Origin of the sequence: Actinomadura madurae, from assembly GCF_047130825.1 — a bacterium.
Lineage (GTDB): Bacteria > Actinomycetota > Actinomycetes > Streptosporangiales > Streptosporangiaceae > Spirillospora > Spirillospora madurae.
Window position 1 is genome coordinate 8170086 of sequence record NZ_CP083237.1, and the last position, 24524, is coordinate 8194609.

23 protein-coding genes and 2 pseudogenes are annotated in these 24524 nt (G+C 68.2%); 20 read left to right on the top strand and 5 right to left on the bottom strand.

Annotated elements, in window-relative coordinates:
- Positions 1 to 57 precede the first annotated feature (57 nt).
- From K8Z49_RS37910 to K8Z49_RS37920, 3 genes are all read left to right on the top strand, one after another.
- Positions 58 to 645, top strand: coding sequence for a hypothetical protein (locus K8Z49_RS37910; RefSeq protein ID WP_412516425.1), 588 nt, complete (start codon positions 58 to 60; stop codon positions 643 to 645).
- A 561-nt stretch (positions 646 to 1206) separates the two neighbouring features.
- A complete protein-coding gene (locus K8Z49_RS37915) occupies positions 1207 to 2139 on the top strand; it encodes an ISAs1 family transposase (RefSeq protein ID WP_412516426.1) in 933 nt (310 codons plus the stop codon).
- 124 nt (positions 2140 to 2263) lie between these two features.
- Complete coding sequence (locus tag K8Z49_RS37920) at positions 2264 to 2743, top strand: integrase core domain-containing protein (RefSeq protein WP_412516427.1); 480 nt, start codon at positions 2264 to 2266, stop codon at positions 2741 to 2743.
- A gap of 89 nt (positions 2744 to 2832) precedes the next feature.
- Here the strand turns inward: K8Z49_RS37920 and K8Z49_RS37925 are convergent, their stop codons facing one another.
- On the bottom strand, positions 2833 to 3966 hold the full coding sequence (locus K8Z49_RS37925) for a serine hydrolase domain-containing protein (protein ID WP_412516428.1): 1134 nt from the start codon (positions 3964 to 3966) through the stop codon (positions 2833 to 2835).
- A gap of 100 nt (positions 3967 to 4066) precedes the next feature.
- On the opposite strand from K8Z49_RS37925, the gene K8Z49_RS37930 reads away from it, so the two are divergent.
- The 3 genes and pseudogenes from K8Z49_RS37930 (at position 4067) to istB (ending at position 8495) form a co-directional block, all read left to right on the top strand.
- The gene (locus tag K8Z49_RS37930; protein WP_412516429.1) at positions 4067 to 5206 is read left to right on the top strand and encodes a DUF5937 family protein; all 1140 of its coding nucleotides are present in this window, start codon (positions 4067 to 4069) and stop codon (positions 5204 to 5206) included.
- A gap of 864 nt (positions 5207 to 6070) precedes the next feature.
- Positions 6071 to 7707, top strand: a pseudogene (gene istA / locus K8Z49_RS37935) (IS21 family transposase).
- Positions 7704 to 8495: an IS21-like element helper ATPase IstB gene (gene istB / locus K8Z49_RS37940; protein ID WP_412516430.1), complete on the top strand. Its 792-nt coding sequence runs from the start codon at positions 7704 to 7706 to the stop codon at positions 8493 to 8495. The pseudogene istA and the gene istB overlap by 4 nt, the downstream one beginning before the upstream one ends.
- Positions 8496 to 8560: 65 nt before the next feature.
- Here the strand turns inward: istB and K8Z49_RS37945 are convergent, their stop codons facing one another.
- Complete coding sequence (locus K8Z49_RS37945; RefSeq protein WP_412516431.1) at positions 8561 to 8953, bottom strand: hypothetical protein; 393 nt, start codon at positions 8951 to 8953, stop codon at positions 8561 to 8563.
- Positions 8954 to 9371: 418 nt separating this feature from the next.
- On the opposite strand from K8Z49_RS37945, the gene K8Z49_RS37950 reads away from it, so the two are divergent.
- Positions 9372 to 9719, top strand: coding sequence for a hypothetical protein (locus K8Z49_RS37950; RefSeq protein WP_412521342.1), 348 nt, complete (start codon positions 9372 to 9374; stop codon positions 9717 to 9719).
- Positions 9625 to 10137 (top strand): pyridoxal-phosphate dependent enzyme, encoded by a 513-nt coding sequence (locus K8Z49_RS37955; protein ID WP_412516432.1) that lies wholly within the window; start codon positions 9625 to 9627, stop codon positions 10135 to 10137. The genes K8Z49_RS37950 and K8Z49_RS37955 overlap by 95 nt, the downstream gene beginning before the upstream one ends.
- Here the strand turns inward: K8Z49_RS37955 and K8Z49_RS37960 are convergent.
- Complete coding sequence (locus tag K8Z49_RS37960; RefSeq protein ID WP_412516433.1) at positions 10070 to 11044, bottom strand: LysR family transcriptional regulator; 975 nt, start codon at positions 11042 to 11044, stop codon at positions 10070 to 10072. The two genes, K8Z49_RS37955 and K8Z49_RS37960, sit on opposite strands and share 68 nt — an antisense overlap.
- A 107-nt stretch (positions 11045 to 11151) precedes the next feature.
- Between K8Z49_RS37960 and K8Z49_RS37965 the strand changes: the two genes are divergently transcribed.
- The 3 genes from K8Z49_RS37965 to K8Z49_RS37975 all read left to right on the top strand — a co-directional run bounded on the left by K8Z49_RS37965 (position 11152) and on the right by K8Z49_RS37975 (position 12592).
- The gene (locus tag K8Z49_RS37965) at positions 11152 to 11775 is read left to right on the top strand and encodes a LysE family translocator (protein ID WP_412516434.1); all 624 of its coding nucleotides are present in this window, start codon (positions 11152 to 11154) and stop codon (positions 11773 to 11775) included.
- Between the two features lie 28 nt (positions 11776 to 11803).
- Complete coding sequence (locus tag K8Z49_RS37970; protein ID WP_412516435.1) at positions 11804 to 12220, top strand: alpha/beta fold hydrolase; 417 nt, start codon at positions 11804 to 11806, stop codon at positions 12218 to 12220.
- A 102-nt stretch (positions 12221 to 12322) separates the two neighbouring features.
- The gene (locus K8Z49_RS37975) at positions 12323 to 12592 is read left to right on the top strand and encodes an alpha/beta fold hydrolase (protein ID WP_412516436.1); all 270 of its coding nucleotides are present in this window, start codon (positions 12323 to 12325) and stop codon (positions 12590 to 12592) included.
- A 172-nt stretch (positions 12593 to 12764) separates the two neighbouring features.
- On the opposite strand, the gene K8Z49_RS37980 is transcribed toward K8Z49_RS37975, so the two are convergent.
- Positions 12765 to 14087 carry an MFS transporter gene (locus tag K8Z49_RS37980; RefSeq protein WP_412521254.1) on the bottom strand — a complete coding sequence of 441 codons (1323 nt, stop codon included), beginning with the start codon at positions 14085 to 14087 and terminating at the stop codon, positions 12765 to 12767.
- Positions 14088 to 14454: 367 nt separating this feature from the next.
- Between K8Z49_RS37980 and K8Z49_RS37985 the strand changes: the two genes are divergently transcribed.
- On the top strand, positions 14455 to 15693 hold the full coding sequence (locus tag K8Z49_RS37985) for a hypothetical protein (RefSeq protein WP_412516437.1): 1239 nt from the start codon (positions 14455 to 14457) through the stop codon (positions 15691 to 15693).
- Entirely contained in the window at positions 15665 to 16021 is a 357-nt protein-coding gene (locus K8Z49_RS37990) for a helix-turn-helix domain-containing protein (protein WP_412516438.1), read from the top strand. The genes K8Z49_RS37985 and K8Z49_RS37990 overlap by 29 nt, the downstream gene beginning before the upstream one ends.
- Positions 16022 to 16060: 39 nt before the next feature.
- On the opposite strand, the gene K8Z49_RS37995 is transcribed toward K8Z49_RS37990, so the two are convergent.
- The gene (locus K8Z49_RS37995) at positions 16061 to 16795 is read right to left on the bottom strand and encodes a haloacid dehalogenase type II (RefSeq protein WP_412516439.1); all 735 of its coding nucleotides are present in this window, start codon (positions 16793 to 16795) and stop codon (positions 16061 to 16063) included.
- 240 nt (positions 16796 to 17035) lie between these two features.
- Between K8Z49_RS37995 and K8Z49_RS38000 the strand changes: the two genes are divergently transcribed.
- From K8Z49_RS38000 to K8Z49_RS38030, 7 genes and pseudogenes are all read left to right on the top strand, one after another.
- Complete coding sequence (locus K8Z49_RS38000) at positions 17036 to 17206, top strand: hypothetical protein (RefSeq protein WP_412516440.1); 171 nt, start codon at positions 17036 to 17038, stop codon at positions 17204 to 17206.
- A gap of 2 nt (positions 17207 to 17208) precedes the next feature.
- Positions 17209 to 17838 carry a PaaI family thioesterase gene (locus tag K8Z49_RS38005; protein ID WP_412516441.1) on the top strand — a complete coding sequence of 210 codons (630 nt, stop codon included), beginning with the start codon at positions 17209 to 17211 and terminating at the stop codon, positions 17836 to 17838.
- A gap of 147 nt (positions 17839 to 17985) precedes the next feature.
- Complete coding sequence (locus K8Z49_RS38010; protein WP_412516442.1) at positions 17986 to 19200, top strand: CaiB/BaiF CoA transferase family protein; 1215 nt, start codon at positions 17986 to 17988, stop codon at positions 19198 to 19200.
- On the top strand, positions 19197 to 21998 hold the full coding sequence (locus K8Z49_RS38015; protein ID WP_412516443.1) for an FAD-binding and (Fe-S)-binding domain-containing protein: 2802 nt from the start codon (positions 19197 to 19199) through the stop codon (positions 21996 to 21998). The genes K8Z49_RS38010 and K8Z49_RS38015 overlap by 4 nt, the downstream gene beginning before the upstream one ends.
- A gap of 861 nt (positions 21999 to 22859) precedes the next feature.
- A pseudogene (locus tag K8Z49_RS38020) lies at positions 22860 to 23071 on the top strand (integrase core domain-containing protein); the annotation flags it as partial.
- 346 nt (positions 23072 to 23417) lie between these two features.
- Complete coding sequence (locus K8Z49_RS38025; RefSeq protein ID WP_412516444.1) at positions 23418 to 23699, top strand: hypothetical protein; 282 nt, start codon at positions 23418 to 23420, stop codon at positions 23697 to 23699.
- Positions 23700 to 24237: 538 nt separating this feature from the next.
- Positions 24238 to 24504, top strand: a complete 267-nt coding sequence (locus K8Z49_RS38030; protein WP_412516445.1) for a hypothetical protein — start codon at positions 24238 to 24240, stop codon at positions 24502 to 24504.
- The last annotated feature ends 20 nt before the right edge of the window (positions 24505 to 24524 follow it).

Consider the following 24524-nt stretch of genomic DNA (forward strand, 5'->3'; position numbering starts at 1 on the left):
CACCTACGCCGTTGACGGCTCCGCCCAATGCTCTCAGCGAGCCGCAAGGACCAGGTCATGGCCGCCGTGCGCGCGGTGGAATCGGCTTCACGGCCCCTGCCGGCCGCGCTTTTCCCCGCTCTCGCAGAAGCATCGCTTCGCCACGTCGTCGAGGACGTATTGGCGGCCTCTGGCAGGGTGCTGATTTCCTCCGTATCCGGATACATATCCGGTTACGACGAGGACACTGCGCAACGCTTGGCCGAAGAGGGCATGGGGGTGCTGTGCTCTATCGATCGCGCAGTGCTGGCGTTCATCATGATCTTCAGCGTGGCCATCCCCTGCGCTGAGGGAGAGTTCCCGCCGGATGCGCCTTGGACCGCAGGCCGGCCTGTCCCGGACACGCTATTCAGAGACTCCCTACTCCAGAACGTGCATATCGAACCGGCGATCCGTCGGCTCCGCGACGCGTCGCTGGTCCACCGAGTACCCGGCAAGGGCTTCGTCCTGGGGGACCAATTCCATCGGCTGACAGAACGGACATGCACGTTGCTGTTTGAGGAGTTGATACTACTGGCGGAACCGGGCGGATCGCTTGCCGATTCGATCAGCCGGCACCGTGAAGCGGCTACCGGCGCGGCGGCGTCAGCTAGTGGGATTCTGTGACCGAGTCCGAAGAATCGACACCTGGCAGTTCGACCACGACACGTACCCGTAGGGGCATAGTGGGCATGCGCGATCTCATCGGGATCCAGACCTTCGACGTTGCCAGGCTCACGACGCACGCGGTTGTCGGGCATAGGGCCCGAAGGGCAGGGCTGATGCGTTCTCGGATGGTGAGATGACTGGTGGGTGAGCTGCGGCGTCATCGGCCCGCCAGTGAGTGAGGCGGGCCTTCAGCGCTGGTGGCCGTCACGAATAGCCGCGTCCCTTGCACCGCGTGCAGGGCACCCAGACGACCGGGTTCTCCCGGGAGGAGTACAGGCCACCGTTGCTGAGGTACATGGAGTCCGTGCGGCCGCCCTTGCCGGAGCACGCATCGCATGGCGTCCGGACCGGTTCGTTCGCTCTGCCCCTGTTGCGCTTTCTCTTACGGCGCTTCCTGGCCATGATGTGAGCATCGCACGGCGCCACACCACTGCGCGGCGGCCTGCGTAACGAACGAGCGCGATTTTTGATGATCAAGGTTGCCTAGACCAATCGATCATGAACCGGGGTCGCGCTCGCATGCCATCTTCCCTGCTCGATACCCTCGTGCGCCACTGCGATGAGTTGCGCACGCCAGACATGCGTGCCGAGGCTCGCCACGTGCTTGACCTTCCGGTTCTGGCCGAGGTGCTGGGCCGGGTGCCCGACCATCGGGACCGGCGGGGACGCCGTTATCGGTTGGGTGCCGTGCTGTGCTTGTGTGTGGTCGCGGTGCTGGGCGGAGCACGCTCGCTGGCACAGATCGTCCGGCGGGCACGTTCGATGGACCCGGTGGTCTGGGGCGCGGTGGGTTCCCCGCTCACCGGTACGGGCCGGGCACGCCTGCCGGTGGCCACCACGCTGGGCCGGATCCTGGCGGGGGTGGACGGTGACGCACTCGACGATGCTCTGGGTAGCTATCTGATCGCACTGTTGACCAGCGGCGACATCCCAGAGGCGGGTGAACGGCACGGCCTGGCCGTTGACGGCAAGACCGTGCGCGGAGCCCGCCGCCCAGACGGCACCCGCCCGCACCTGGTCGCCGCGGCCACCCATGACGGTGTCGTGCTCAGCCAGCGGCAGACCGCCGCCAAGAGCGGCGAGAACAGGTGCTTCACCACCCTGCTGGAACCGCTGAATCTGCACGGCGCGGTGGTCACCGCCGACGCCCTGCACACCGTCCGCCAACACGCCGCCTGGCTGGTCGAGGCCAAGAACGCCGACTACATCATGATCGTCAAGGGGAATCAAAAGCACCTGCACCGCCAGCTCAAGCGGCTGCCCTGGCGCGAGGTCCCCCTGGGCGAGCGGACCCGTGACCGCGGGCACGGCCGCGACGAGATCCGCCGGCTCAAGGTCTGTACCGCGGGCGGCCTGCTGTTCCCGCACGCCGCCCAGGCGATCCAGGTCAAGCGGCGCCGCACCCCTCTCTGTCAGACTGCTGTGACACAAGGGACGAACAAGTCCTTCTGATATCAAGCAGGGCGAGACAGGACGAACAGCGAAGTGACGATGACCCTCGCCGACCAGACCGCCGTGACCACGCGGCAGGATGGTCGGGTGACCGACGAACCCCGCAGACTTTCACCTGGGCGGTGTGACGGCGCACCCGACCGGGACGTGGGCGGTGCGGCAGGCCCGCAACCTTGCCATCGACCTGGGGAAGCGCATCGACACGCTGCGGTTCCTGATTCACGATCGCGATCCCCTCTTCACGACCGCGTTCGCCGAGGTCTTCAAAGCCGACGGGCTGCGGATCATCACCACCCTGCCGCGGACCCCACGGATAAACGCCATCTGCGAACGCGTCATCGGAACCCTCCGCCGCGAACTCCTGGACCGGACCCAGCCCGTCGGCAAACGCCACCTGGCGATGGTGCTCAGCGAGTATCTGATCCATTACAACCGCCACCGGCCGCACCAGTCCCGGCAGCAGCGCCCTCCGGACATCGAAACGCAACCGACCCGGGACGCTCCCCGGGCTCGTCGACCTGCGCCGCATCCGCCGAAAATGCGTCGTCCAAGGCGTGATCAGCGAGTATCACCACGCCGCATAACCGCAGGTCAGGTCACGTAGCCGGGTATTCGAGCGGGACAGCTCCCGACGCGACGGTCGGCCCCTTCCTTTGGCCCGTTCAAAATACAGGCTCCGAATTTTGCATCTGACTATTGTGTGAGCAGGTCTCTTGATTTCCTGAGCGACGGGGGAAGGGCTCCGTCCTGGTTGGTCAAGATGACGACCGTGTACCCCGTGGCCAGATACATATCGAGCTGGCACCAATAGCCCATAGTGCCACCGTTGTGCCCGACGATGTCGACGCCGTTCACCTTGTCGATGCCGAAGCCGTAGCCGTACATGCTGTTCGGCCGTGGCTGGTCCACTTTGGCCTCTAGGAGTGTCGCGGTGAGTCTGGCGCTGAGCAGCCTGTGGCCCAGCAAAGCCTGGGAGAACGCGGTCATGTCCGCCACTGTGGAGATGGCGCCGCCGCCTGGTGTTGCGGATGAAACCTGATTCCCTACGTCGCGCAACTCACCGTCGGGAAGGGTGCCGTCGGGCCGGGGCTGGCCCACCCACTTGCCGTTGTCGTCGAACAATGCGTAGGGGTGAGCCATGTGCGGCACCTTCGACGGCGTGTACACGCGGAAGGCAGTGTCATGCATGCGCGCTGGCGCGAGAACGTGCCTGCGTATGTAGTGGGCGAAGTCCCTCCGGCTGATTCGCTCGATGATCGCCCCCAGGACGGCGAACCCGGCGCTGCTGTATTCCATGCGCGTGCCCGGCTCGAACTTCAGTGGCTGCTTGACGATCTCCTTCATCAACGCGTCGATGGTGAGGAGCCGCTTACCCTCCCCCTCGAACACGTCCGGTATACCCGAGGTATGGGTGAGTAGATGGTGGACGGTGACCCTGTCGGCGACCTCGCGCGGGAAACCAGACAGGTATGTGCCGATCGTGTCCTGGAAGGACAAAGCCCCCTTCTTGACGAACTGTGCGACCGCCACGGCCGTCATCATTTTGTTCATCGAGCCGATGCTGAACCTCGTCGCCGCCGTGTTGGCCTCGCGGCTTACGTGGTCGGCCATTCCGTATCCCCTCTTAAGCAGGGTCCGGCCATGCCTCGCCACCCGCACCGCTCCGGAAAACTGTCCGGCTGCGGCAAGGCCTTCAAGGAAATTATCGAATTCCTTCCATTCTTCCGGTGCACCTCCGGAAGTATGGGCTTTGGCGAACGCCGGCTCGGCGGAAGCGACCGCTGTCAAAGCGATTCCTCCGAGAAAGGTTCTTCGCTGTATGCTCACCGAGATCTCTCCTTCGCGTTGGCATCGAGTGCACCGTACTCGGGCACGGCGATCGATATCAACTGATCAACCAACGAGTCAATCGGAAGGAAGCGACCCCATGAACATGCGCGTCCGGCTGGACGCCGCGGATCTCGACGCGGTCACCTTCGGTGGTTCAGCTGCTCACGAGATGCTGCGCAGCCTGCATATCCTGAGCACGATAAAGGATCATCCCCTGCACATTTCCTGGTCCTTGGAAATACGCGAGCGAATGAGTATGGAACTGCGAAAGGAACTCGATGCATTTACTTTCTGGTGGGCGAATCGGCCATTGGGCTTCTCTCGGATATGGGAGGAGAGCGGAGTGTGGTCGTGGCGCGATCAGGTAATCACGTTCCGTAAAGCGCCGGTGGCGCTTTACGCCGAGCAGTTGATCGCGAGCGCCCTGGAGGAGAACGGGCGTAGCTCCTATGTGCGGCTGCATGATTTTCTACGTGACCCCGCTCTGCAAGGACGAGCGCGTCATCGCATCGCGTCGCACCCCACATCGCTGCCCGTTCTCAACGAACTGATCTCCGACCCCGAACAGTCCCGCGAGCGGTTTGTCGAACTGCTGTCGTCCTATTGGGACGAATGCCTCGCCCAGGACTGGCCGAACCTGGAGAAGCACCTGCTCGCCGACATCGTCCGGCGCGGCCAGGCCGGTGCAAGGCACGGAGTGGCCGCCATGCTGGAAGGACTCCCTCCGCAACTGCATGTCGAACGCCACGGCCACGAGCTGGTCATCGCCTCCTCGCCTAGCCGTGGCCATGCCCCCGTGCTGGACTTCACCCTCACGGAGGGTGACCGGCTCTTGCTCGTGCCCTCTCACTTCGCGTGGCCACAGGTCGCCGTTGTGGGACACCGCCAACGGCAGGCAGACCGTACCCGGCAGACCGTGCAGATCACCTACGCGCTGGCCGAGCTGGAACGGCAGGCACGCCCGCCGACGCCGCCAGAGGATCTCCTCAAGCTCCTGCGCTCGGCGGCGGACCCCACCCGCCTCCAGGTGCTTCGTCTGCTGGCCGAACGACCGCGCTCGACCCGCGAGATCGCTGGGCTGATCGGCCTCACCGAAGCCGCCATCTCCAGACACTTGAAGCTCCTGGCGGAAGCCGGCTGGGTCAGCCCGAAGCGACACAGTTACTACGTCTACTACCACCTGATCCGCGACGCCCGCAGCAAACTCGCCAACGCTTTGGACGACATACTTACGTGATTCGTCTTTCAAGCCTTCCTGAGGACTGACGTCCCTATGGATGTCCAGCCGCCATTGGTGGCCTGTCTTGCGACCTGCGGCCACGCCAAGGAGGCCGTCGCCGCCCGAGGTGGTGCGGGGCAAGAAATGGAAAAGGTTCACTTAACGCTGCTGGACCGGGCGCGGTCCAGCGGGACGGACGAGGGATCGGGCGCGATCCGGAGGTGCAGTTAGCGGCCAGAGACGAGCATGGGCGGGTCAATCGGCGGATGCCGCGGAAACCGCCGCGGAGGCGGTCGGTGCGGGTGTCGTTGGCCCACGACGAGCACGAGCTCGTCCGCGCCGTTGCTGCACGGGAGCACCTGGCGGTAGGGGCGTTCATGGCGACGGCGATGATGGCTGTGGTGTGTGGTCGCGAGCGACCCGACTACGCGATGCTGCGCGAGGTACTTGGTGAGCTGATCCAGGCGTCCGGGCGAGCCCGCCGGATTGGCGTCAACCTCAACCAGGCCGTCGCGGCGCTGAGCTCGGGGGGATCCAACGCCGCAGCTCCGCTGGTACACCGAAGCCGCTGCCCGGACCGTCCGCAGACTCGACGACCTCGCCGACGAGGTGTGCCGCCAGCTTCCTTGAGCGGACGGTCTCCGCTAGACAGCCGTCCGACAGGGGGCGCCCACGCCAAGTGGTCACCACGCCTTGCGCGTGCGGACGGCGCGGTCGGAGGTATGAAAAGACGCGATGGTTTCGTCCGCGTCTAGCGGCAACGTTTGTCGATGAGTTTGGGCAACGCCCCTGATCGTTGGGTTGCTGTGTCGATGAGTTTCAGCAACGCCCCAGGGATTGCGGTGGGAGTATCTGAAGTGTCACCCACCGTGGGGGGCCTGGATGGTGCGGCAGTGCAAGACCGAGCTGTACGCGGCCATCCGCCGTGATGTACATGGGCTGTCGATCCGGACGGTGATGCGCAAGCACGGCGTTTCGCACCCGACGGTGCGTCAGGCGCTGGACTCGGCGTGGCCGAAGCCGCGCAAGAAGATGGTCCTGCGGACGTCGTTGCTGGATCCCTTCAAGCCGCTGATCGACGCGATGCTGCGGGCCGATCCGGACGCGCCGCGCAAGCAGCGTCACGCGGTCAAGCGGATCTTCGACAGGCTCGTCGATGAGCATGAGGCGCCGGTGTCCTACGGGATCGTGCGGCGTTACGTCGCCGAGCGGCGGCCGCAGGTCCGGGTGGAGGCCAGCCGGGGGCCGGTCGAGGCGTTCATCTCCCAGACGCACCGGCCCGGCGCCGAGGCCGAGGTCGACTTCGGTGACGTCACGGTCCGGATCGGCGGGCAGCAGGTGACCTGCTACTTGTTCAGGCTGCGGCTGTCGTATTTGGGCAAGGCGGTGCACCGGGTGTTCACCTCCAGTGGGCAGGAGGCGTTCTTCGAGGGCCACGTCCATGCGTTAGAGGTGCTGGGCGGGGTGCCGTTCGGCAAGATCCGCTACGACAACCTCAAGGCCGCGGTCGCACAGATCCTGGGGTTCACCCGGGCCGGCTGGAGACCGAGCGGTGGACGGCGTTCCGGTCGCACTACGGGATCGAGAGCTTCTACTGCCGCCCGGGGATCGAGGGCGCGCACGAGAAGGGCGAGGTGGAGGGGCAGATCGGGTGGTTTCGCCGTAACCACTTCGTCCCGGTGCGCGAGGTTGACTCGCTGGCCGAGCTGAACCAGATGGTGGACCGCTGGGATGAGGAGGACGAGGCGCGGCGGATCCGGTCTCGTCCCCGCACGATCGGTGAGCTGTTCGCCGTCGAGCGGCCGCTGCTGCAGCCGCTGCCGGTCGAGGCGTTCGAGACGGGCCGGCATTTCTGTCTGCAGGTGGACCGGCACAGCCAGATCAGCGTGCGCACCAACCGCTACTCGGTGCCGGTCCGGCTGATCGGCGGATGGTCCGGGTCGTGCTGCACGCCTCGGAGTTGGTGGTCTATGACGGCCGCCAGGAAGTGGCCCGGCACGAGCGGCTGCGGGCCAAAGGCAACCGGCGTCTGGAGCTGGACCACTACCTGGAGGCCCTGGTCCGCAAGCCCGGTGCGCCGCCCCGCGCGACCGCGCTGGAGCAGGCTCGCGCCGCGGGCAAGTTCACCCCCGTCCATGACGCCTGGTGGGCGGCGGTCAGTAAGGCCCACGGCGACTGTGCGGGCACCCGCGCCCTGATCGATGTGCTGCTGCTGAACCGGCACATGAACCGAGCACATCGTCGCCGGCATCGCCGTGGCGTTGCGGGCCGGAGCGCTCACCGCCGACGCGGTCGCGCTGGAGGCCCGCAAGGCCGCCGAGACCGACGACTCCGCCGTGGTCCCCGCCCCCGGACCGGCGACGCCGGCCGCGGCCGCGACGGTGACCTCGCTCACCCAGCGGCGGCTGGCCCGGCTGCCGCCCCGGCGGCCGTTGCGGTCGGTGGCCCACTACGACCAGCTCCTACGCCGCCACCCGCCCACCAGTCAGGGACCGACCAGCCAGGAAGAGGCTCGATGACCACCACGAACCGCCACCGAGGACTGACCAAGCAAGCCGCCGAAACCGCCGTCGACAGCGCCTGCCGGATGTTGCGGCTGCCCACCGTCCGCACCGAGTTCCCCGAACTGGCCGAAACGGCAGTCCGCGACCAGATGACCTACCGCGGGTTCCTGGCCGAGTTGCTCAGGCCGGGTGCGACGACGCAACCGGCGCCGCTCCGAACGCCGCATCAAGGCCGCCGCCTTCCCCGGCAAAAGTCGGTGCGTGAGTTCGACTTCGACGCCAACCCCAGCATCGACCCCGCCGCCGTCCGCACCCTGTCCTCCTGCGAATGGGTGAAGAAGGGCGAGCCGCTCTACCTGATCGGCGACCCGGAAACCGGCAAGTCCCACCTGCTCATCGCATTGGGCACCGAAGCGGCCATGGCCGGATACCGGGTCAAATACACCCTGGCCACCAAGCTGGTGAACGAGCTGCTCGAGGCCGCCGACGACCGGCAGCTCAACAAGACCATCGCCCGTTACGGCCGCGTCGACCTTCTCTGCATCGATGAGCTGGGATACATGGAGCTCGACCGCCATGGCGCCGAGCTGCTGTTCCAGGTTCTGACCGAGCGGGAGGAAAAGAACAGTCTGGCCATCGCTTCCAACGAAGTCTTCAGCGACTGGGCCAAGACCTTCACCGACCCCCGTCTCTGCGCCACCATCGTCGACCGCCTCACCTTCGGCGGCACCATCATCGAGACCGGCACCGACTCATACCGCCTCGCCCAGACCCGCGCCAGAACCGACCACACCAACGACTGACCACAACCACCATGCCTGACGACCACCACAACAGCCACCCTGGCCAGGAACCCGCCGCCAACCACTCAGCCTTGAACAAGGCCCCAGGGCCATTCGATCTCGCCCACCGGGTGGACAAGCTTCCCGGAGGCAAAAACGGCATACTCCGGCCTCCACCGGTAGCGGTAGTCGGGGTCGTCGGAAAGCTGCAGCGCCAGGGACCGAACTGGGGTGCAGGGCCACGCTTCAACATCGATGTGCAGGAAACTTGCAAACAGCACTCCCGGGGGGACCTGCGAGCAAGCGCTACAACCGGTGAACGCATCCACACGCACCTCGCATCGACCGCCTTCGGTGAACATATGCGCGGCTGACATCCGCTGAGGTTCATGAACGACCAGTCGTTCAAAACCTCCCTCATCAAGACGCATTAGCAGAAAGTCAAGCAACTCCTCCACGAAACGCTCAAAGTGCGCCACCCCGAGATCGTCCCATAAACGCACGCACCACGACCCCGCCCGGAGCCACCAAGCGGCTGGACACCTTGACCGCCTGCCACGCGTTCGACCCAACACCGTTGTCAAATCTCATCGACATCACCACCCCGACCAACCCCCAACCGTCGCTCAAACCAGGGAACAAACGTTGCTGCTTCTCACGGTCACAACCAACGTGATCGCGTCCGGGCTGTCACCGGGGTGGAGCGCGGAGGCACGAGCTATCGTCCATGACCCTGGCTCCGGTGGGCTGGCGGGGCGCGGCGACCTAAGCAACCGGTGAGCGAAGGCGGTCCCTAACGGGGATGACCGCGTGGGACGCTCGCCGCCGTCACCGCTCGAAGTCGCATTGGCGATGGACGGCGGACGAGGTCAGACGGCAACGGTCCGTGCCGTCCGCGTGAGGACCAAGTCGCAGACGCCCGTCCGCCGCGCGGCGGACGGCGCGGACCGCCCCGGATGGGGTGCCGCTGGGCGCCGCACCGACACCGTCCCGTCGTCCGTGTCCGTGCCCGAGGCGGTCAACCCCGTCAAACGCGAGCGGATGGAGACCTTGGGCGCCCGCGTCATCGCGTCGGGGATGGACGGCTCGTCGGCGCGGAAGGCCGCAGCCGCCCACGCCGAACGCCATCCTGACCGCCTCTACTTGCAGGATGGCCTTCAGCCGGCGATCGCCGAGGGCGCCGGGGACGATCGGAGTCGAGCTGACCCGCGGCGCGCCGGGTGGCGCGGGCGGTCCTGGCTTTGACGCCGTCGTGCTCCCGGTTGGCGACGGCGCGCTGATCAACGGTGCGGCGTGCTGGATGAAGGAGTATGCCCCCGGTACTCGGCTCGTGGGGGTCAAGGCCGAAGGCGCCCCTTCGATGCTGGAAAGCCTGCGTGCCGGCCGCGCGATCTGCCTCGACCGTGCTCGCACCTTCGCCGACGCGATCGTAGGTGCGGCGGGGTGGTTGAAGTCGTCTGCCGTGGCGTCGACAACCCCCGGGGCTCCGGCTACGGCGGGCCCGACGCCGCGCCTGCTGCCGGCGTCGATGGTCGGTCGGAGCGCTGCCAGGCCGCTCCGGGACCACGCGGGTGACGATTGGAAACCGGAGGCTTTCAAGCACCGTGCGGTGAGTTCGATGGGCGTTGTGCTTCTTGCAGGGGAGCCTCCCAGGTGGCGGTGATGTCGCGGGCGACATCACGGAGGAGGTCGATGAGCATGTCGGCGAGTGGTGTGAGGCTGGCGTCGGTTCTGGTCACGGCGTAGAGCTGGCGGTAGGGCCGGGGGTGGGCCAGTTCGCGATGGGTGGTGCCAGACGCATGGGTCAGGGCCAGGCGCGAGACCAGGGCCACCGCGATGCCTGTGCCGACGAGGGCCTGGGCGACGTCGTAGGACTCGGTCTCGAACCGCACGGTGGGAGTGAAGCCGGCCTCGCGGGCAGCGTCGTGGAACTGTTCGCGGGCGGCATGGCCGGCCAGGATGGAAACCCACGATTCGCCGCGCAGTTGGTCCAAGTGGAGTTCGGTGTCCGCGGGCTGCCCGGTGGCCAGTGGATGGTCATCGGGAAGAACCACGACCATCGGGTCCAACAGGAGCGGGTGGGCCCGTAGGTGTGGGGGCGGCGTGAGCGGCGTGCCCCAGGACGCGACGATGGCCATGTCCAGGCGCCCCGCGCTGATCTCGTCCGTTCCGCGTCCGGACACCACGTCGATGACGGAGACGTCGGCGTCCGGATGGTGGTGTCGCAGAGCAGTCAGGGCCGGTGGCAGCAGGTGCAGGGCAGCCGCCTGGAACGTCCCGATCCGCAGACGGAGCGAGAGGTGGCCGAGGAGTGCGGCCAGTTCCGCCTCGGCCCTCTCTGATGCCTCCTCCACGGTTCGACCGTGGGAGGCGAGCAGCGCGCCGGCCGCCGTGAGCGTCGCTCCGCGGGGACCGCGCATGACCAGGGGCACCTGCCAGTCGCGCTCGGCCTTGGCCACCTGCTGGGTGACCGCCGCGGGAGTGAGTTGGAGTGCGTGAGCCGCAGCCGTCAGTGAGCCGTGCCGCTCGATCAACGCGAGAAGCCGCAGCTGCCCCGGGTCCACCAGCATTCACTAATCCTAACGCTGCCCCTTCTCCTTTAACTTTACTTAGGGGCGCGGGACAGGAAGCCTGGTGGTCCATCCATCGGCCGCATTCCCGGAAGGGGTTCTTTCCCATGCCCACGCATGTGCCCGTCTTCATCGTCACCACCTTGCTGCTAGCGATGTTGCCAGGCGCGAGTCAAGCTCTGATGATCCGACAGGTTCTGGAAGGCGGCCAACGTACGCTCCGAGGCACGCTCGCGGGCAATGCCAGTGGCTTTCTCGTGTGGTCCACGGCCGCCGCGGCAGGGTTGTCCGCCGTCCTGCTGGCCAGCCCCACCGCGTACGCGGTGCTCCGGATCGCAGGCGGCGTTGTGCTGATGATCCTCGGGGTGAAGACGCTACGGACCGCGCTCACCACCGTCTCCACCCGCCCAGCCAACGAGGGCGGGCGCAGCACCGGCTTCGCGGGTGGATACCTCACCGGCCTGGTCACTAACCTCGGCAACCCTAAGGCGGGCGTGTTCGCCATCTCGGTGCTGCCCCAGTTCGTGACCGCGGAAGGCCCGGTGTTCCTGTCGACCGTCGCCTTGGGAGCCCTGTGGGCGCTCGTCAGCGCCTCCTGGTACTTGTTGCTCACCTGGGCCGTCAGCCGAGGGCGCGCCCTGGTGTCGCAGCCGACCGTCCTGCGGGGACTCAGCGTGACCACCGGTGTCGTCCTGCTGGTGCTGGGCGCCGCGGTGGCAGCAGGTATCTGAGGGCCGGGCCGGCACTTCGAGGGAGCAGATGACATACGCCATGACACCGGACGGAACCCGCATCGCCTACCAGCTCCGGGGCCAGGGGGCGCCCCTGGTCCTGCTGGCGGGCCAGGCCAACAACCACCACTGGTGGGATGCGGATCGTGCCGCCTTTCACCCCGCTCGCATCCTCCTCACGCTCGACTACCGCGGCACCGGCGACAGCGACAAGCCCGACGTCCCCTACAGCACCGAATTGTTCGCCCACGACGTTATCGCCGTCCTCGACGAACTCGGCATCGACCGGGCCGACGTCTACGGCACGTCCATGGGCGGACGGGTGGCCCAGCAGATCGTGGCCCGCCACCCCCACCGGGTGGGCGCCCTGGTTCTCGGCTGCACTTCACCCGGCGGCCCGCACAGCGTCGAACGCGGCAACGACGTCCGCCAAGCCCTGGCGTAACCTCAGCCTGGAGCCGCGCGACAGGCCCTGCTGGAGCTGATGTACACCCCTCGATGGCTCGTCTCCCATCCCGCCGCGCACCACACCCTAGGGGACCCTCGCATGCCCGCCCACGCCCGGCGCCGCCACCTCGCGGCCAGCAACCGGCACAACGCCTGGGACCTCCTGCCGGACATCAGCGCCCCCACCCTGGTCGTCCACAGTAGCGACGACCTGCTCAACCCCACCGCCAACGCACCCCTGCTCGCCGACCGCATCCCCGACGCCCGACCGCACCTGGTCCCCAATGGCCGGCGCGCCTACTTCGAGGAGTACCGCACCCACGCCAGCCCTCTCGTCCTGGACTTCCTCACCACCGCGCACAGGCTGTAAGCGCCCCTGCCCACCTTGAAGCCCCTCGGCTGAACTGCCTTTTCACCCGCAACAGGGCGGGTTCACCCGCAACAGGGCGGGCCCCCGGGGCCCGCCCCTCGACCATGCGATGAAGCTCCTCGACGGCGGGTGGTCCAATCCCGGCCCACCTTCTGCTTCCGAGGCACTTCCATCACCTGGCGGTCACCGCGTCCGATCGAGATCGGGCGCGGAGCGTCCTTCGGCCCGGCGGGCAGCCTGGGCCCGCGGGATCGGTGCGGCCCGGCGTAACCGGTGAGGGTGACCGGCTAACACCCGGTGGAGGTTCCGGTGGTTTCGGGAAGGTAGGGCAGGACCAAGAGCCCGACGATATAGAGGGAGCCGAGGATGACGGCCGCGTGGGCGGCGCCGCAAGGGCCAGGACGAGTTCGCCGAAGACGATGGGGCCGGCGGCGGCGACGATCCGGGTGGAGTTGAAGACGAAGCTGATCGCGGTTGCGCGTACGGAGGCTCCGAAAAGCTCGGGAAGATAGATGGCGAAGGCGGCGAACATGCCGAGGGTGAAGAAGCCGTTGAGGACGGCTATCAGGATGATCAGCGGCAGTGACGTCGTGGTCAGGTAGAGCAGCGCGGTGGTCGCCACGGCGCCGACGAGGTAGAGCGCGATGTACGGTCTGCGGCCCAGGCGGTCGGCGAGGAAGCCGCCGGCAACGTAGCCGAGGATCGAGCCCAGGTTGTAGGTCACGCCTGCGAGGCTGGTCAGGTGGTTGGTGTCCGTTCGGCCTTGGTCAACGGCTAGTTCCTTGACGAACAATGGCAGGGACGTGGACACGGTGTAGTAGGCGCCGATGGAGAACAGGGACAACACCAGCGTCAGCAGTACCCGGCGCCGGGGCTCCGGTTCCCTGAAGACTTGGACGAGTGTGCGCTCTTTCTCGCGCCGGGCCGTCGCAGTATCTTTGGCGTGGCGCCAGGACGAGGACTCGGTGACGTGCCGGCGGATGTAGAGAGTGAACAGCGCCGGTGCCAGTCCGATGAGGAAGACGATGCGCCAGGCGCCGGGGCCGGCTTCGCTTAGAACGAGCCAGACGCCGGAGGCGAGCAGGGCGCAGAAGCCGAATCCCGCCTGCATGATGCCCACGGCCTTGGCGCGCGCCCGGACGGGCCAGGTCTCGGCGATGAGCGCGGTTCCGGTGCCCCATTCGCTGCCGAGCGACAGTCCGGTCAGGAAGCGCAGCGCGATGAGCATTTCGAGGTTGCCCGCCAGTGCGGTGAGGCCCGCGAACACGGCGTAGGCGGTGACCGAGAACAGCATGACGCGCTTGCGTCCGATGTAGTCGGCGACGATGACGCCGATGACGCCGCCGATCGCCCAGCCGAGCAGTGTCACCCCGATGGCGACCCCGCCCCAGAACGGGAGGTCGGCCTGCTGACCGGGCGACAGCAAGTCAGGCATCATCGGGACGAGCACGACCACGAGCGCGTAAGTCTCGTACCCGTCTAAGCCCCATCCCAGGAAGGCCGCATCGAGAGTGCGCCGGTTGGTGCGGGTGACGTCGCGGTACCAGCGCCCGTGCGTGGGTGATCGTCAGGTGCTCTCCTTCTTACTCAAGATCATGACTTCTCCCTGCGTACGTGGGGTGGCCGGCGTCGTCCCGACCGCCGGATCGTGGGCCTCACGCTAGGAAGCGTGACGCCGGTCACGCCTCGGGAGTTCGCACGATGTCGTGGAGGTGGCGTTGGACATCCTGACAGGCTCACCGGTGCGAGGACGGTTACCGTGGGTGTCACCGTCCAGGTCGGATGGGGGTCCACCGCGGCAACGGCCCGGGGGGAGGACGATGAGGCTCAGTGATCTGCTGGCCGCGCTCAGGCCGGAGCAGTTGCGTGCCGAGTACGTGGCGCAGGACGGCATGGCCGTGGTCGATGACGTGGTCGTCCATGATCCGCCGCAAGCTGTCGAGCGCGGCCAGGTGGTGCTCGCGATCGGCGTCGAGGCGTCGTCCGCCGTGGCCCGCGAACTCGCCGCCGAGGCGGGTGCGGCGGGGGCGGCGGCCGTCGTGTTCCGCGACTCTGGGGACGAAGGCCCGGTTGAGGTGGCCTGCGAGTTCGGGACGTCGCTGCTGCGCGCGCAGCCGGGGTTGGGCTGGGCGCGGTTGGTGACCCTGCTGCGGACGCTGATCTCGGCCACGACCGCCGATCCGGAGGCGCGCAGCGAGCGGCTGGCGCCCAGCAGCGTGCACGGGCTGGCCGACGCCATCGCGGTGATGGGGGGCGGATCGGTGGTGCTCTACGACCGGGCTCATCGGGTCATCGCCTACTCCGTGCAGGATTTCGAGATCGACAGTGTCCGGCGCGACACCATCCTGGGCCGTCAGACGCCTGAGCAGTGGGTCGAGCGTTTCACTGCCGACCGCAGCGCCTACGAGACGTTCCGGAATCCCGGCTCCGTGGTCCGGTTGGACGGCTACCCGGGTCTGCGCACCCGGTTGCGGATCGCGATCTGGCTCGAGGGCGAGGCGCTGGGCGAGATCTCGGTCGCCGAGGGCCGGCAGCGGCTCGGCGCGGAGGCGGAGGCCGCGCTGTCCCGCGCCGCCGAGTTGGCCGTGCCCTTCATGCTGAGGCACCGGCTGGTGGAGGACACCGACCGGGCGGCGCGAACCCGGCTGGTGCGGGGGCTGATGTACGGGGATCTCGGGCCGGGCGCGAACGCCGTCGCCGAACTGGGGTTGGGCGACCGCGCAGGGTTCGTGGTCGTCGGGTTCGCTGGCGAAGAGCCCTCCGGCGGGTCCTCGGCGCTGCTGGGCGAACGGCTACTGCATCTCCTGTCGTTGCAGATGAGCAGCATCGATCCGGCCACCGTGGTCGTGCTCTGTGAGGGCGTCTATTACGCGCTCGTACCGATCCCGGACGAGAACGGCCGTGCGCGGCTGACGGCCCGGGTGAAGCCGGCGTTGCGTCAGCTCGAACGCATGGGCGCCGCCATGTGCGCGGCGATCGGCACCTGGGGGCCGGGCCCGGCCGCCCTGCCCGCCTCCCGGCAGATGGTGGACGACCTCCTGCAGGTGGCCCGCCGGAGCGATATGCCGCGCGGTGGTCACTGCCGAGCACCTGTGGCCTGACCTGGTGTTGCTGCCGGTGGAGAACGCCGTCGGTGGCGCGGGGTTCGAGCCGTGCGCGCCGCTGCGCCGGCTCATCGAGCACGATGGGCAGCAGCACACCGACTATCTGACGACCTTGGGGGTCTACCTGGACGAGTTCGGGTCCGTCTCGAAAGCCTCCGAACGCCTGGTGCTGCATCCGAACACGTTGCGTCACCGGCTCCAGCGGCTCGGCGAGATCTCGGGATTGGACCTGGCCGATCCCGTGCAGCGCCTGGCGGTCGCGGTGCAGCTCCGTGTCCTCCATGTGCGGGAGCGGGTCCACGGCACAGATGCCCATCCGGAATGACCGCCCGCCGGGGTCCGGGCCGGACCCCGGCGGCCCGCCCTACGCGGGGCCGAGGGCGGAGGTGACGGTCTTGGCCAGATGTGCAAAGTCGTCGACGATGAGGTCGGGCTCGTAGAGCGTGTTCCCGAAGGGCCGCCGGCGCCGGTCGACGAAGGCCGTCCTCATGCCGGCCGCCTTGGCTCCCACGCAGTCGAACGCGTGGTTGGCGACGAACAGGACCTCTTCCGGTGCCTGCCGGATCAGGTCGGCCGCGGTCCTGTAGGTGCCGCGGTGCGGTTTGAAGGAGTTCGCCGCGGCGACGGAAACGACACGGTCCCAGAGGTGTTCGGTGCCCGAGTACCGGACGCCACTGGCCAGCATGTCGGGGTCGCCGTTGGACAGGATGACCAGTCTCGTTCCACCTGCCTTGACCAGGGCCAGGGCGTCCACGACGTCAGAGAATGGCTTGAGACGTTCGATCTGCGCCACGAGGCCGACCACTTCCTCATCGGTGTGCTCGATGCCCGCGCGGTCGAGCGTGTAGTGGACGGCCTGCCGCCCGATCTCCCGGTAGGGGGTGTGCTCGCGGTGGAGCAGGGCGTCGATCATCGAGTTCTCGAAGTGGGTGCGCCGCCACCAGGTGACGACGCGGGACGCTGGATTTCCCGTGTAGTTCTTCTGCGCCAGGTACGGGGTGATGGCTTCGGTGAGGCCGGTCTGCATGTCGACCACGGTTCCGTAGAAGTCGAACATGAGGGCTTTGATCCCGCGAATGGCATCTTCGTTGTTCGTCAAGGCCGTTGCTCCTCCAGAGTCGGATCGGTGGGCACCCACGACGCTAGGACCGTGCTGTGAGCGCCGACATCGGGCGATCGTGCAACGTCGGTCGTACCGTTTTGGGGGAACTCACGTCGCCGGGACGCCGCGAAGAGATCACGCTGGCCGTATGCCGGAGAACGAGCGTGAAGAAATGCAGGACCGGGCTTTGGAAGCGCTGGCGCTCGCCCGCGCGAGCGCTGTTCCTTGGTTGCCACGATGGTGCGGGTGCAGGCCGTCGCGACCGGCGATCCGTCCGTGGCCGAGTTGCGGATCGGGCGTCCCGGCCCGTCCGGTGCGGGGGTGGTGGGCCTCGCCATGCTGCCGATCTGGCTCTCGGCGCGGCGCGGCGCTCCCAGGTCGGCGCCCGGCACGCACTGCCGACGCTGACGTTGACACTGGAGCTCGATCCGCAACCGCCTCAGCGGTGGACCTCGGTGCGTGCGCGGAGCGAGCCGGCGCGCGGCGGCCTGGGGCGGACGCACGGCACCGTCCTGTCCGGCGAGACGGTGGTGGGCCGCTGCCTGGCCACATTCGCCGTCCCCAGCGCGGCGGCGCGCCTCGACCCGCTGCCCTGGGAGATGCCAGAGGCTGTGACCGCACCGGCGGGTTCGACGGCCGAGCCGTTGACCGACGCAGAACTTGCGGTGCTGACCGCCATGCGAACACTGGACGCGGATCAGGGTCGGTCCTGGGCCGACGCGCTACTCGCGAAGACGTGCACAGCCGGCTCGGACGGACGGTTCCTGCACCCTAACGCGGCCATGCTGAACCGTTCCGGCCAGGTGCAGGGCGCCGTGCTGTTCTGGTTCGCCGCCGCGTCTTCCAGCGACGAGGGTCACCTGGTTTCGGGGCACATCCAGTTCCTCACCGCCGTAGATCCCCAGGTGCCGTTGCTGGCGCGGCCCGTTGCCGTCCACAGGACTCGCAGGACAGTGTTCGTGCACACCAAGGTGTCGCAACGCGGACGGCCCGTTGCGTCCGCCGATTTCGTGTTTCGGGGCGCTGAACGGAATCCCTGAACGGGGCGGTGTGGGAATTCCCAACCGCACCCCGGCAGGTTTGGTGGATCGGCTGACGACGGTCGGTCTCCCATCTCCTAGCGTCAGCCTCGTCCCCTTTACCGAGAGGCGAGAGCGGAAAGAACAAGAAGGATAGGAAAGGCGGAGATGGCGAATATCCCTGACCCGGTTCCGGCCGGCGGCGCCGTGGGCAACGCGCCTGCGCCCCCACTCGCCGGCCTGCGAGTGATCGCGCTGGAGCACGCGGTCGCGGCGCCGCTGTGCAGCCGCCATCTGGCCGATCTCGGGGCCGATGTAGTCAAGATCGAGAACCCGGCAGGCGGTGATCTGGCCCGGGGATACGACTCGGTGGTCAAGGGGCAGTCGGCGTACTTCGTCTGGGCGAACCGGGGCAAGCGCAGCGTGGCTCTCGACCTGAAGACCGCCAACGGCCGCGCGGCGCTGCACGCGCTCCTGAGCGGCGCGGACGTGTTCGTCCACAATCTCAGCCCCGGAGCGGTCGACCGCCTCGGTCTCAACGCCGGAACTCTCGAAGAGCGGTGGCCGCGGCTGATCAACTGCGCGATCACCGGATACGGGACCGGAGGGCCCCTGCGCGCGCGCAAGGCGTTCGACCTGCTGGTGCAGGGCGAGGCCGGGCTGCTGTCGGTGACCGGGCAGCCGGACGCGCCCGCGAAGGCCGGGATATCGGTGGCCGACATGTGCGCGGCGGTGTACGCGCTGTCCTCGATCCTGGCGGCGGTACTCGACCGCACCCGCACGGGCAGGGGGCAGTTCATCGACGTCGCGATGCTGGACTGCCTGGCGGAGTGGATGATGGCTCCCGCGTACCACCAGCTCTACGGCGGCAACCAGCCACGGCGCGCGGGGGCACGGCACAACATGATGGTCCCTTACGGAGTGTACCGGGTCGGCGACAAGGGGCACGTCAACTTCGCCGTCCAGACCGACGCCCAGTGGCACGCCTTCTGCTCCCAGGTGCTGGACGACCCCGACCTCGCCGACGCGCCCGAGTTCCGTAGCAACGAGGCGCGCGTGTGCAACCGGGACGCGCTTGAGCAGCTGATCGAGGACCGGTTCGCCCCGCGCGAGGTCGCCGAGGTCACCGGACTCCTGCTCGCGGCCGGGGTACCCACCGGCGATGTCAACGACCTGCGCGGCCTGGTAGAGCATCCCCAGCTCGCGGCCCGTGGCCGATGGCTCGAAGCCGACTCACCGGCGGGTCCCGTGCGGGTGCTGCGGGCCCCGTTCGACCTTGCTGGCCTGCCGTCGCACGCCGGACGGGGGATCCCCGCACTGGGCGAGCACACCGACGAGGTGTTGTCCGCGCTCCGTACACCTCCCGGCGAGGAGCCCGCGTGAAGGGGACCGGCATCGTCTCCGCGCTGCGCCGGGCTGGGGTCACCGACCTCGACGACTCGGCCCGTCGGCGCGCCGAGTACTCCACCGACGCCTCGCTCTACCGCGTCGTCCCGGCGGTGGTCGTGTTCCCCCGCGACGTCGGCGAGATCGCAGCCGTCGTCGAGGTGTGCCGGACGCTGGGGACGCCGCTGACGGCCCGCGGCGCCGGCACGTCCATCGCCGGGAACGCGGTCGGGGCCGGCGTGGTGGTGGACCTCTCCCGTCACCTTGACCGGATCCATGACATCGACCCGGGCTCGGCCACGGCCGTCGTCGAACCCGGAGTCGTGCTGGACGACCTGCAACGCCGCGCGGCGGCACATGGGCTGCGGTTCGGCCCTGACCCGTCGACTCATGACCGCTGCACGATCGGCGGCATGATCGGCAACAACGCGTGCGGATCCCGGGCCCTCGGCTACGGCCGCACCGCGGACAACGTCGTCGATCTCGACATGGTGACCGGTACGGGAGAGCGGCTGCGCGCGACGCGGGGCGCTGATCCCCGGTCGAGCCCGGTGCTGTCAGCGCTGGACCGGCTGGTGCGGTCGCGGCTGGCTGTGATCCGCACCGAGTGCGGGCGGTTCACCCGGCAGATCTCCGGCTACTCGTTGGAGCACCTGCTGCCCGAGCGCGGCTTCGACGTCGCCAAGGCGCTGGTCGGCAGCGAGGGGACCTGCGGAGTCCTGGAGCGTGCGACCGTGCGCCTGGTTCGCGCGCCCAAGGCGACGGTCCTCGTCGTGCTGGGCTACCCCGACATGGCGACGGCGGCGGACGCCGTGCCCGCCCTCCTGCCCTTCCGCCCGGTCGCGCTGGAGGGTCTTGACTCCCGGCTCGTGGACGTGGTGCGTCGCCGCAAGGGCAGCGCATCCGTCCCCGGCCTCCCGCGCGGCGGAGGGTGGCTGTTCGCCGAGCTCGGCGATGACGAGGCGGGAGAGGTCGCCGCTCGCGCGGAGTCCTTGCTGGACGAGGCGGGCGCTCTGGACGCGCGGATCGTCCGCGACTCCCGTGAGGCGGCCGCGCTGTGGAGGATCCGGGAGGACGGCGCGGGGCTGGCCGCGCGGGCGGGGAACGGCGGCCCCGGGTACGCCGGGTGGGAGGACGCCGCCGTCCCACCGGACCGGCTCGGTGCCTACCTGCGCGACTTCGAGGCGCTCCTGGACCAGCACGGTCTGGCCGGCGTCCCCTACGGGCACTTCGGTGACGGATGCCTCCACATCCGCATCGACTTCCCGCTCGGCCGCAGCGGCGGCACGGCCGTGTTCCGGGAGTTCCTCGGCCAGGCCGCGGAACTGGTGGCCGGTTACGGCGGCTCGATGTCGGGCGAGCACGGTGACGGGCGCGCCCGCGGCGAGCTCCTCCCGGTGATGTACTCCCCCGCGCTGCTGGACGTGTTCGGCGCGGTCAAGGACGTGTTCGACCCCGGCGACGTGCTCAACCCCGGCGTCATCGTGCGTCCCCACCCTGTCGACGCCGACCTGCGGCAAGTCGTGGCAAGGCCCTCTCCCACCCGGCTCGGCTTCGGATATCACGAGGACGGGGCGGACTTCGGCGTAGCGGTGCACCGCTGCACCGGCGTCGGCAAATGCCGCGTGCCCGCCGGCTCGACCGGCGTCATGTGCCCCTCGTTCCGTGCCACCCGCGACGAGAAGGACTCCACGCGTGGACGGGCACGCGTCCTGCAGGAAATGGCCGCCGGAGACCTGGTCGCCGGCTGGCGCTCACCCGAGGTGCTCGACGCGCTCGATCTCTGCCTCTCCTGCAAGGCGTGCTCCTCGGAATGCCCCACGGGTGTCGACATGGCCACATACAAGGCAGAGTCCCTATACCAGCGCTACCGGCGCCGTCCCCGTCCCGCCGCGCATTACTCGCTGGGGTGGCTGCCCCGCTGGGCGCGGCTGGCCTCCCGGACACCGAACCTGGTCAACCGCGCGATGGCTACGAGACCGCTGGCGTCGGCGGGCAAGCGGCTCGCCGGCGTCGACCCCCGCCGCCCACTGCCCGTCTTCGCCACGCTCACCTTTCGCCGGTGGTTCGCCGGCCACCGGCCCGCTCCCGGCCGACCGGTGATGCTCTGGGTGGACACCTTCACCGACCTGTTCGCCCCGCAGGTCGGCATCGCGGCCGTGGCGGTGCTCGAGGACGCCGGGTACTCCGTCGCCATTTCCGAACGCGCGCTGTGCTGCGGGCTGACCTGGATCTCGACCGGCCAACTCGGCACCGCGCGCCGGCTCCTCGCCCGCAGCGTCGCAGCCCTCGCCGCCGCGGACATGCCCGTCGTCGGCCTCGAACCCTCGTGCACGGCGGTGTTCCGCAGTGACGCCGCCGAGCTTCTCGGCCGGACGCCGGAGGTGGCCGCCGTCGCCGCCGCGACGAGGACGCTCGCCGAACTGCTCATGGGCACTGAAGGCTGGGCGCCACCACGCCTGGACGGCACGTCCGCGATCGTGCAGCCCCACTGCCACCACCGCGCGGTCATGGGCTTCTTCGCCGACCAGGCCCTGCTGGAACGTGCGGGCGTGCGGACGCGTACGATCGACGGCTGCTGCGGTCTGGCAGGGAACTTCGGCGTCGAGCGCGGTCACTATGACGTCAGCGTCGCCGTCGCCGGGACCGCGCTGCTGCCGGCGGTCCACGCCGAGGACGCCCCGGAGACCGTCCTCACCGACGGCTTCTCCTGCCGGACGCAGCTCGGCGACCTCGCCCGCAAGAACGGCCTCCACCTGGCCGAGCTCCTGGCCCGCGCCATCACCGCCCGGTGAGCAGATCGTGAATGTCCGGTACGGGGTGGCGGACTCCGATGACGACCTCCGCAACGATCAGCGCCGCGGCCGCGGGAGCTCGGTGACGGTCAACCGTGTCGGGTTCGGCGGGATGCGGCTCACGGGCAGCGCACCCTTCGATCCATTGCTCCAGTTGTAGATCGTGATCTTGCTGTCTCTGGCTGAGCACCCGTGTCATCGCGCCCAGCCCGCCGCTCGGTTGACTTCTGGTTACCGTGGGTCACGCGCTGGCGACCGGCAGAGCCTCAATTGTGGGAGAGCACAACGGGCTTGATCTTCCCTGAGGTGCGCCGTGGTGTGGTGAAGGATTCTGCCCGACCTGCGGCGTGTCGAGCGCGGAGCAAATGTCAGTGGGAACGCGGAGTAGTTGTCAGTGGACGGCGCGGAGTAGTTGTCAGTGCGCTGGGCCGTCGGCGACGGTGCCGTCCGGGTTGATCTGGAGAGCGTCGGGCCAGGGGTCCCTGTGGGGGACCGGCGGTAGGTCTTTGCCGAGTTGGCGGGCGAGCCGGGTGTCGTCTTCGTGGCGGAGGCTGAACACACGTCGGGGTGCATGCCGATGCGGTGCGGGCCGGTGTCGCTGTAGAGGACTCCGGCTTCTTTCAGCCCGGCGACTGCGGCTTGGTAGCGCGGGTCGGCGCGAAGCTCGTTTCAGTCGATCTGGGGCGGCCAGCGGCTGACGCCGATCGCGGCGAGCAGGACAGTGGCTTCGTCGTTGGTGAGGGCGGAGTGGTGGCGGGTGGCGCCGGCCACGGCGAGGTGCTGCTCGGCGGTCAGGATGTCCAGGCGGGCGGTAAGCGTGTAGGCGTCGGGCGGGACCCGGCGCAGCGCCAGCGGCCCGCCAGTGCCGACAACGCGGCGGCCGAGGCGTTCAACGCCAGCCTGAAGCGGGGAACCCTGCAGGGCCGCAGACGCTGGTCCGGGGCGCGCGAGGCCCGTCTCGCAGTGTTCCGATGGGCAACCCGCTACAACACGACCAGGCGGCATCGGCCCTCGGCCACACCAGCCCGGTCAGCTACGAACAACAGTCCATTACGGTGGCTCAAGCCGCATAACAACCGGTGTCCACACATCGGAGGGACCCCCCACGCCAGGTCCGCGCGCTCGGCGAACAGGACGCCGCCACCCTCAAAGGCTGGCACATCCTGCGCAAAGCCCGCTGCTCACCCAATCGGCTGACACCATCGTCCAAGCCATCCTCACCCTGCACCACCAGGGCGAATGAGTTGGAATTAGCTCAGTGCCAAATTCTATCGATTGACTCTTTTGTTAATCAGTTGGGTTGATCGCCGTGCTCGCGTACGATTCTCTCGACGCCAACACGAAAGGACAATTCCGGCGGCAATATCCTGGTCAACTGCTACCCAGGAAAGGCAACAGATGCGGAACGGATCTCCATGCATGCAACGACTGTTGAGGCTGGTCGCAGTAACAGCCACGGCGGTAACCGTGTCAGCCTCCGGCTGGCTCGCCACCGTCGCCACCGCCGACGCCAAAACGCCGACTCGGACGGCCACTACCAGCGCACAGGTTCCGGATGTTTGGGTCTTCTGGGCGGCTTACAGCACTCATGAGAAATGCAGAAAAAAGGGCCGCGACATGATCGGCAGCGGTGCTGTTGTCGACTACCGCTGCGACTGGGGAAGTCCGACCTGGTCATTGTATCTTCGGATGGTCGGCTGACACCCCGGTGAGAACGGGCCGAGGCCGATCGGGTGCTCGGCCCGCCACCGCTTCAGCTTCCCGGGCCCTGGCGCGGTCCCCATCATCGGCGATGACGTCGAAGGCTGGAATCGATCACCGAGAACGGCTACCAGATCTAATCTGGCGGGACTTCCCGAGCTGATCGCGACCGGGCTGGCCTGGATGGCGCACTGGCAGGCCGCCGTCGGAACCTGCTCATCGGTAGTGAGGGCCCTGCGTTTTCCGGACGCGTCCTGATCGGTGTCCTGCGCGGCCAGCCATTGGACAGGGTCGCTGTTCGGCCGGTGAGGCGCTGCTGCGTAGCCGAACGATCAACGACGGCACCCCGCGGCTTTAGAGGTTGCGACGCGTACGGGTACCCCCGCGCGGTCGAGAGCGGCAGAAAGGTGGTCACTCAATCAAACATCCGTGCTCATAAGAGCCTGTTTAGAAGCTCGCCGAGTTCGAGCTGCCCCCAATTTGATCAAGTGCAGATTGTGTGCACATAGTTCCATTCGCCATCAGAGGAGACATTGCCATGGAAGCTCGTTCATCACGTAGCACCATCGTCATCGGCGCCGCCGCAGCAGCGCTTGCCGCTGCCGCCATCGTCACTACCGCAACCGACAGCGGTATTCGGCAGGACTCCGCAACCGCGATCGCGACGCCGGACCACACCGCGATCGCGACGCCGGACCACACCGCGATCGCGACGCCGGACCACACCGCGATCGCGACGCCGGACCACACCGCGATCGCGACGCCGGACCACACCGCGATCGCGACGCCGGACCACACCGCCTGAGACGGACCGGGCACCGAGGC